This is a genomic window from Ferruginibacter sp. (assembly GCF_031430955.1).
Taxonomy (GTDB): Bacteria; Bacteroidota; Bacteroidia; order Chitinophagales; family Chitinophagaceae; genus Ferruginibacter.
This window is the reverse complement of record NZ_JANPCM010000251.1, coordinates 1-7,919: the sequence shown is the minus strand read 5'-3', so window position 1 is coordinate 7,919 and position 7,919 is coordinate 1. Positions and strand designations below refer to the sequence as shown.

General features: G+C 36.8%; 8 protein-coding genes. All 8 read right to left on the bottom strand.

From position 1 onward, the window contains the following. Positions 1–153 precede the first annotated feature (153 nt). Complete coding sequence (locus ACY65O_RS07105; RefSeq protein WP_462220157.1) at positions 154–540, bottom strand: DUF302 domain-containing protein; 387 nt, start codon at positions 538–540, stop codon at positions 154–156. A 255-nt stretch (positions 541–795) separates the two neighbouring features. After that, positions 796–1,371 (bottom strand): DUF2911 domain-containing protein, encoded by a 576-nt coding sequence (locus tag ACY65O_RS07100; protein WP_462220156.1) that lies wholly within the window; start codon positions 1,369–1,371, stop codon positions 796–798. Positions 1,372–1,432: 61 nt separating this feature from the next. Then, complete coding sequence (locus ACY65O_RS07095) at positions 1,433–2,416, bottom strand: heavy metal-binding domain-containing protein (RefSeq protein ID WP_462220155.1); 984 nt, start codon at positions 2,414–2,416, stop codon at positions 1,433–1,435. A gap of 11 nt (positions 2,417–2,427) precedes the next feature. Further along, entirely contained in the window at positions 2,428–4,104 is a 1,677-nt protein-coding gene (locus tag ACY65O_RS07090) for an efflux RND transporter periplasmic adaptor subunit (protein ID WP_462220154.1), read from the bottom strand. Continuing rightward, complete coding sequence (locus ACY65O_RS07085; RefSeq protein ID WP_462220153.1) at positions 4,101–5,219, bottom strand: TolC family protein; 1,119 nt, start codon at positions 5,217–5,219, stop codon at positions 4,101–4,103. The genes ACY65O_RS07090 and ACY65O_RS07085 overlap by 4 nt, the downstream gene beginning before the upstream one ends. 167 nt (positions 5,220–5,386) lie before the next feature. Beyond that, a complete protein-coding gene (locus tag ACY65O_RS07080; protein WP_462220152.1) occupies positions 5,387–5,830 on the bottom strand; it encodes a hypothetical protein in 444 nt (147 codons plus the stop codon). Between the two features lie 319 nt (positions 5,831–6,149). After that, entirely contained in the window at positions 6,150–7,364 is a 1,215-nt protein-coding gene (locus tag ACY65O_RS07075) for an efflux RND transporter periplasmic adaptor subunit (RefSeq protein ID WP_462220151.1), read from the bottom strand. Positions 7,365–7,501: 137 nt separating this feature from the next. Continuing rightward, positions 7,502–7,919 (bottom strand): efflux RND transporter periplasmic adaptor subunit (locus ACY65O_RS07070; RefSeq protein ID WP_462220150.1); only part of this gene is annotated, 418 nt, incomplete at its 5' end.

Here is a 7,919-nt window from a genome sequence, read left to right as displayed (position 1 = left end):
GTAGATGATTTTTTATTGTTATCGCAACTTATCATCATTGTGCCTGATAACAGCAGGATTATTACAAACTGCAATGACTGTTTTAAAGAAAAAATTTTCATACTATAATTTTATTTTTAAAAAATATTTTTTACTTCTTTGTAATATTAAAAATTACAACTGCTCAATTACTTTTTGTAACATGCCCCTGATTTCTGCAGCAATATCATTCAATACTTTATTTTCAATTGCCTGCATGGAAGCCGCCGGGTCAACAGCAGAAACCTCTACCTGGCCTGGTATTTTTTCCTGCACTATTACATTGCAGGGCAGCATGGTCCCTATTTTATCTTCTGCCAGTAAGGCTTTGTAAGCAAATGGGGGATTGCAGGCACCCAGGATTTTATAATTATAAAAATCTACATCAAGCTTTTTCTTTAGTGTAGCTTTTATATCAATTTCTGTAAGAATGCCAAAGCCTTCTGCTTTGAGGGCTTCAGTAACTTTTTGAATAGCATCATCGAAACTTGCAGAGATTGTTTTACTAAAATAGTATTCCATAATAGATAATTTAATTCTAAAAAAAATATTCGTTGAGGCTGCTGATAATAAGACTTTTTATTTACAGTAAATCCTGTTTGCAAAAGCACCGGTGGTTTAACAGGCATATTTATTTTCCTTTTCGGGAATTTTTAAATAATACCAATACGCCAATTAATACAACCAGCATTAAGAACCACCAACCCATGTGCATTCCGCCCAAAAAGTAATCCCTGTTATTCTGCATCATAATGATATTATTTTTTTATGCTGAACTTATTTAATTTTTACGTCAAATTGTATCTTTAATTTATCCCATGCCATTGCTATCTCACCTTTATTATTACCCTTATCGGTTATAAAATATTGTAACCGTTGTATAGTTTCTTTTTGCTGCTGCGGCTTTACTTTTATCCTTACCAAATCTTCGCTTTGCTGATAATCGTCTGTTAAATGCTGGTTCCAGTTTTTATTAATGATAAGGATCCATTCTTTTTTAGCGGGTATGGTAAAAAAAGCATACTTACCTTTTGGAATGCTTACTCCATTTACAATAAAGTCTTTATCAATTTCAATATTGGTGGCATTGTGTGCGCCGGTAACCCACACTTCTCCATAAGGAATTAAGCCGCCCCAAATATTTCTGCCCCTTACGCCGGGAGAATGATAATTAATAACTACTGCAGCAGTTCCTATCTTACCGATGGCTGCACTTTTTATACTTCTTTTTAAAGTGTCGCCTTTGGCATTGGGGTTGTAGCAAATCTCTTCCATTTTTGGCTGCTGCGCCAATGCAGTATAATTAAACTGCAGTAAAATTAAAATTGCAAAAGCCGTCATTATTTTTTTCATACCTGAATTATTTAATTGCTGTGCCGGTTTAGATTTAATACCTGTAATAATTAAAATTCGATTAATGTTTCATATCCTTCATTGCATCATCTTTTCCACCTGCTTTTCCTTCAGTTACATTCATTACAAAATCGCTGGTGTACACTTTTCCTTTGCTTTGAAACTGTATCCAGCCACGATATACGCCGGGCTTATCAAAAGTGGTATGCAGGTCAAACTTACCTCCCTCCACGCTTGGGTGTACATGTAAATATTTTTTATCGGCAAGGCTTACTACCACCATGTGCGCTTTTGCACCCAGGTAATCTTCCAGCGTATTTACATCCACTGCTGCACCATTCAGCATCATTACACCATTAATATGCATGGGCATATTGGTTAAAAATTTTCCGCCATCGGGTGTAAGCGAAACAGAAAAGCCATCGCCTGCTGTACCGGTTAATTTATCGGCGCCATATGTTTTTGCAGCAGGTACTGTACCGGCAACAGTTACATTTAAATTATCTACAGTGTGGTTGGCGCCGCTGGGTTTATAATCGGCAAACAAAGTATATTTTCCTGCTGCCGGAAATTTTTCTTTTACGCTGTAAGATCCATCAGCATTTAGTTCAGGATGAATATGATCGAACCAGCTAAGATCGTCGCTAACCACAATAAGGTGAATTTTTTTTGTATGCTCCACATCAAGCGGCACTTGCTCAGCAGGCTTATCCTTTAATTTAGGCGTCATAGATAAAGTAACTTCTTCATTTGCTTTTGGAGATGCTGGTGTGGCTGTAAATAACATGCTTACATTACCGGGTCCGCCGGCATTATCATTATGCTCTAATTTCATTCCGCACTTGGGGCAGGTATCGCCTTCTTTGCCTGTTACTTCGGGGTGCATGGGGCAGGCGTAAATATGATCGTCGCCTTCATGTGCCGTTTCAGCAGTGGTGCTGTCTGCAGTTGTAGTTTTACTTTGGCTGCTGTTATTGCATGCTGCTAAAAAAGTTATGGCGCCCAGGCATGTAGCCAATACTAAAGTTTTAAATTGTTTTTTCATTACTGTAATTTTTATTGGTTTAAATAAATTGTTTTCATTTGATAAACGCCTTCAGTTACCACCCTTTCCCCTTCTTCCACACCTTTTAATATGGTAGTAAAGTTTTGGTTAGAAGTGCCTTTATTTATATAGCTGATACTGTATTGTTCTGCTTTGTCTTTTATAAAAACAGCCGGCTTACCATTTACTTCTGCAATGGCTGCAGCTGGCACTATCAACTGTGTGGAAATATTTTTTGAAAAAATATTGACATTAATATTTTCTCCAATTTTAAATTGCGACTTTGAATTGACTATTTCGAAAATTACCTTTTGAGATTGGTTACTGTTATTTACCGATTGCGCAGTGGACACTAATTTTAAACGATAGGCAGTGGTATCGTTTGGTGCAGTTGATGTTGCAGTAATTTTTTCAACAGCTTTTATTTGCGCTGCATCATTGGCAAATACTTGTGTTTCTACCAATACTTTTTCAAGATTTGTAATGTCAAATAAAGTTTCGCCTGTATTTACCACAGCACCAATTGAATAATTGAATGCCCCCACCACGCCGCTTATAGGTGCAGTAAGTGAAATCATTTTTGTACTGCCTGCATTTTTGCCTGCATTAGCCGTAAACAATTGCCTGTTTTTTAAAGCTGTTTCGTACCGGGCTTTTGCTTCGGTAACATCTTTTTTTGCGGCAATATCTTCTATAGCTTTTAATCTTTCGTATTGTGCCTTTGCAGCATTGTATTCAGCATCTACCCTGTTTTTTTCTGAAAGAATATTTATTTGTGTACCAGCATCTACCTGTTGTTCAATCACTGCTAAAACCTGCCCGGCCCCTACTCTTTGCCCAACAGTAACTCTTAATGAAATAATTTTTCCCGCCTGCGGCGATTGAATTACGGCCATGCCCTGCGGTGATGGAATTACAGTACCCAACACCTGCGTTGATTGATTAAAATTACCTGTCTGAATTTTTTGAGTACCGATGTTAAATAAAAATTGGGTTTCCTTTTCAACCGTAAATGTATTGGCTAATGTACCGCCAGCTGCTCCACCTTTGCCATGATCTTCGCCATCGTGTGCGGCGGCTGTGTTACTTACTGCTGCAGGCAATAAACAAAGTACCATTAAAAATAAGGCTGCCACTTTTTTATTGGTCTTCCTCATTACAAAAAACATTATTATTAATCCCAGCAATATTCCTGCAATACCAAAAAACCAGTTGCTTTTATACCAGGGCGCAGCAACAGCTTCATGTCCGTCATCCGCAACTTCTAAAACTTTACCTACGGCAATATTATTTACCAGTAACAGATCGGGGCCTGATGCAGCATTAATATTTACAGTAAGATTGTATGATTTTTTTTCAGGAAAGATTCCTTTTATCTCGTACACACCTTTAGCAATTTTTTGCACAGTTAGTTTTATACCGGGGTTGGCCGCTACAGCAATTTGTAATACAGCACTATCAACAGGTATGTTGGAATTATATTCGCTGATGAATAATTTCAATATGCTTTCTTTACCCGTTTGCAGCGGGGCATACTTCACCAGTAATTCGTATAATTCCGAAGTTACCTCGGAGCTGAAGTAAGCGGCGGCAGCTGTTCCTTTTTTTGTTGCGGCATGATCTTCGCCATCATGTGCAAAAATTAATGAGGGAAACAGCATTAATAAAATCACCAATTTCTTTATCATAATGTTGCAGTTAAAAATTTTATAGTTAATACAGCCTGTTGGTAATTCTTATTCGCCTCCAGGTATTTTTGCTGAATTATATAAGCGGTATTAATATTACGCAGGTAAGTGATGTAATCATATGCGCCACTTTGAAAAAAGCGATTTGATACCGCAATTATTTCATCAGCTTTTTTAATACCGGTATTTTGATAATATTGCCAGGCACGGGCATACATAGCCGCTTCATTTTGTGCCTGTTTTAATTGCAGGTAAAATTGTTGCTGCAGTGCTGCTGTTTTTTGCTCGTTAATTTGTACAGCAGTTTTAGCAGCGGCTATAGTGCTTTTATACTGCCCATACCATAATGGCAAAGTAAAACCAAAACGAAAGCGGTTATATACAGGCGTATTTTTTTCGCCCTGGTTAAAATAACCAAATGCTAAACCGGGTAATGATTTTGCTTTTTGCAATTCAACATTTTTTTTAGCAATACTATTCTGCTGTTGTAAAATTTGTACAGAAGGATTAGCAGCAAACGCCATACTGTCGGCAGTTACAAAATAATTATTTACCGGATTTATATTCAGCGGTTCGGTTACAAAAGTTTCGGTGGTGGCGGTAAGATATTGTAACTGCTGCTGCAGGCTGGCCATTTTAAGTTGCTGCTGCAGGTATTGATTATGTATTTCGGCATACTCATTTTCGGCAAATAATTTTTGAAGATAATCGATCTGCCCTGCATCAAACTGGCGGGTGGCTGATAAAGCAATTTTTTCGTAAACCGTATCCTGTATATACCATTGCCGGTTAAGTGCTGCCTGGTATTGCAAGGCCAGATACAATTGTTTTACCTGGTATTTCACTTCATTTTCGGTAAGCTGCTTTTCTTTTTCGGCCAATTGTACCTGCTGTTTTTGTAATTGGTTTTGTTTGCCGTAAACCGCAGGAAATTCCACTGACTGTGTTATGCTGGGAGTATAAAAATTTCCCGTAGGGCTTTCAATAAAAATTTCGGGGTTAGGTAAATTAAAACTGCTTTTAACCAATTGTTTTTGCTGCAATATGGAAAGGGTTGCAGCAGATAAGTCAGGACTGTTTTTTATTGCCCTGTTTACTGCTTCCGCTTCACCCATAATATTTTGGCTAAAAAGGTTTGCTGTTACAGTAAAAAAAATAAGGATTAATACATAAAATCTGAACATAAAATTTAATTATAGTATCGCTTAATAAATCGCCAATGCTTAAATGCAGAGGGGTATCAGTTCAATGGGCGTGCCATCAAACACCGTTACTGTAATAATCAAATTTGAAAACGCTGTATTGCTATAAGAATACTGCAGGGAGGAGGATGAAAATTACGCACCACATATTTAGCATGCGCAACAGGGGAAATATTAAAATTATCAGTATCAAATAAATTGCCCGCCATGGGTACTAAAACCGGAGCGGTACAAAAATTCTTAAATCCCTGAGTGATGTTTTTATCTGAATTTTGAAACTTAATTACTTTATCGGTGCAGCAATCATCTTTTTTGTTCTGCTCTTTTTTTTGTTGTTGGCTTTTGCCGGATTTATTATGATGGTGTTTTTTACCATCCGCATGAACATGAACTTTAACCGCTTCCTTTTTATGTGCTGCATTAAAATCTATACCCATAGCACAGGCAAAGCCAACTGCAGTATTTAAACCAAATAATACAATCAGAAAAGCTGCTTTTAACTGTATGGATAATTTTATTTTCATTTAAACTCACCTAAAATTAAAACTATTTTTGTAAAATCTATTAACTAGCCTATAAAGATAGCTGCATCAGCTCCTTAAAGCTTACACAATTACGTAAAAAATTTATACAATTATGCACCTAAAGATTTTATACAAGACATCCAATACCTGTTTTCCCTTGCCATATCCCGCTATATTATTTCATCCACATTTTTAAAAGCAAAAATTAATTAAAATAGTTTGGGGGAAATTAACCCCACTCTATTTTACTTTTATTAATATTCGCCGTAAATGATGAATTATAAAAAATGATAAAAGGGTATAAATGATTTTTTCGTGATTACATCTTCATACCTTCCATGGGGTTGGCACCTTTCTTAAAAATATATTCACTGTTTAATAAATAGGCTCCGCTAATAACAACTATATCTCCAAATTTAAGACCAGACTTTATCTGAACCTTATCACCCTCTTCCATACCAATTTCCACCATTATATTTTTAAAAGAACCCGGGCTGGTTTGCACCCACACAGATGCGCCTGTACCACTGCGAAGTACTGCATCTGATGATAAGGTTAATGTATTTTGCTGTTTTCCTTTTATAGTTACGTAAGCTGGCATACCCGGTTTCAATACATTTCCGGGGTTGGCAACATTTATACGAAGCAGGTTAATACGTGATTGCGGATTAATTTCCGGGTTCATAAATTCAATCTTTCCATTTATTTTTTTTCCAGGTAAATCGGGGAATTGAACAGTGGCAACTGCATTATTATCTATTTGTGATAGCTGGGAACTATACACCTGTGCTTCTGCCCAAAGCGTTGATAAATCGGTGAGACGTACAATAGTACCACCTTCCATTGTATATTCACCTTCGTTAATATCCAGGGTGGTAATATAACCTGACACCGGGCTATAAAAAGTGGTTAAAGGTGAGGCGATTTTTTTAACCGTCAAGGCCTGTATTTGTGCTTCTGCTAAACCCCATAATAATAATTTATTTTTTGCACTCTGCACCAGCACTGTAAAATCAATAATTGAATTGTCCAATACTTTTTGTTTTTCCAGTGCCAGTATATATTCCTGTTTGGCACTATTCAATTCTTCGCTGTACAAGTCAAATAATTTGTCCCCTTTTCTAACATAATCACCCAGGTTTTTAAAATAAAGCTGTTCAATTCTACCCATTACCCTTGCACTAACTGCATTAATTTTACTTTGGTCAATATTAAGTATGGCGGTAAGCACCGTTTGTTCACCAAGCATCCCGCTGCGTATAGTATCAGTTAAAATATTACCCAATTGTATTTGTTGTTCGGTCAGTTGTACCCCTTCGTTTTCGGGGGTGGTAGTTTTTGCAGCCTGTATCAGCGCCATCCCACAAATAGGGCAATCACCCGGTTTATCTTTCATCACTTGTGGGTGCATGGAGCAGGTGTAATATATCTCGCCGTGTGCGGCATGCTGTGCCTCACTGGTATCTTTTACTTTATTATTTTTACAGGCCCCCAATAAAAATATAAGTACTGCTACTAAAAATATATTCTTCATTTTATTTTTATTTTAATCAACACCAGTATTTTTTTTCTTTTGAAGTGTCTTTCTATTTTTTTTAATTCTATTCTTCAGACCTCACCCTCCATCTCACTATTACATTATTCATTCCCTATATGCATCGTTTATCAATTTTAATTATTAACTCTTATAAAACTTTCACTGTCCATTAAAAATTGTGCATTTACAGCTACGGAATCAGCAGCGGTAATTCCACCTGTTACCTGAATTAAATTTTTATTTGTTACCCCTGTTGTTACCTTTTGTGCTTTGTATCCATTACCGCTTTTTATAAAAACAATTTTTTCAAACCCCAGTGAAACGATGGCTTCCCTGGGCAACCACGCTGCAAATACAGGGCTGCTGAAAATAGTTGCCCTTACCTGGCTGCCAATGGGCAATTGTAAAATACTGTTATCTATATTTACACGGGCTGTTAAGGTTTTATTGCCGGGCCTGAAAAATGGCTCAATAAAATAAATTGAACTTTGAAATATTTTTTCTGGCCTTGCTTCCGGCACTATGATTACTTTATTGCCGGTTTTAATAAAC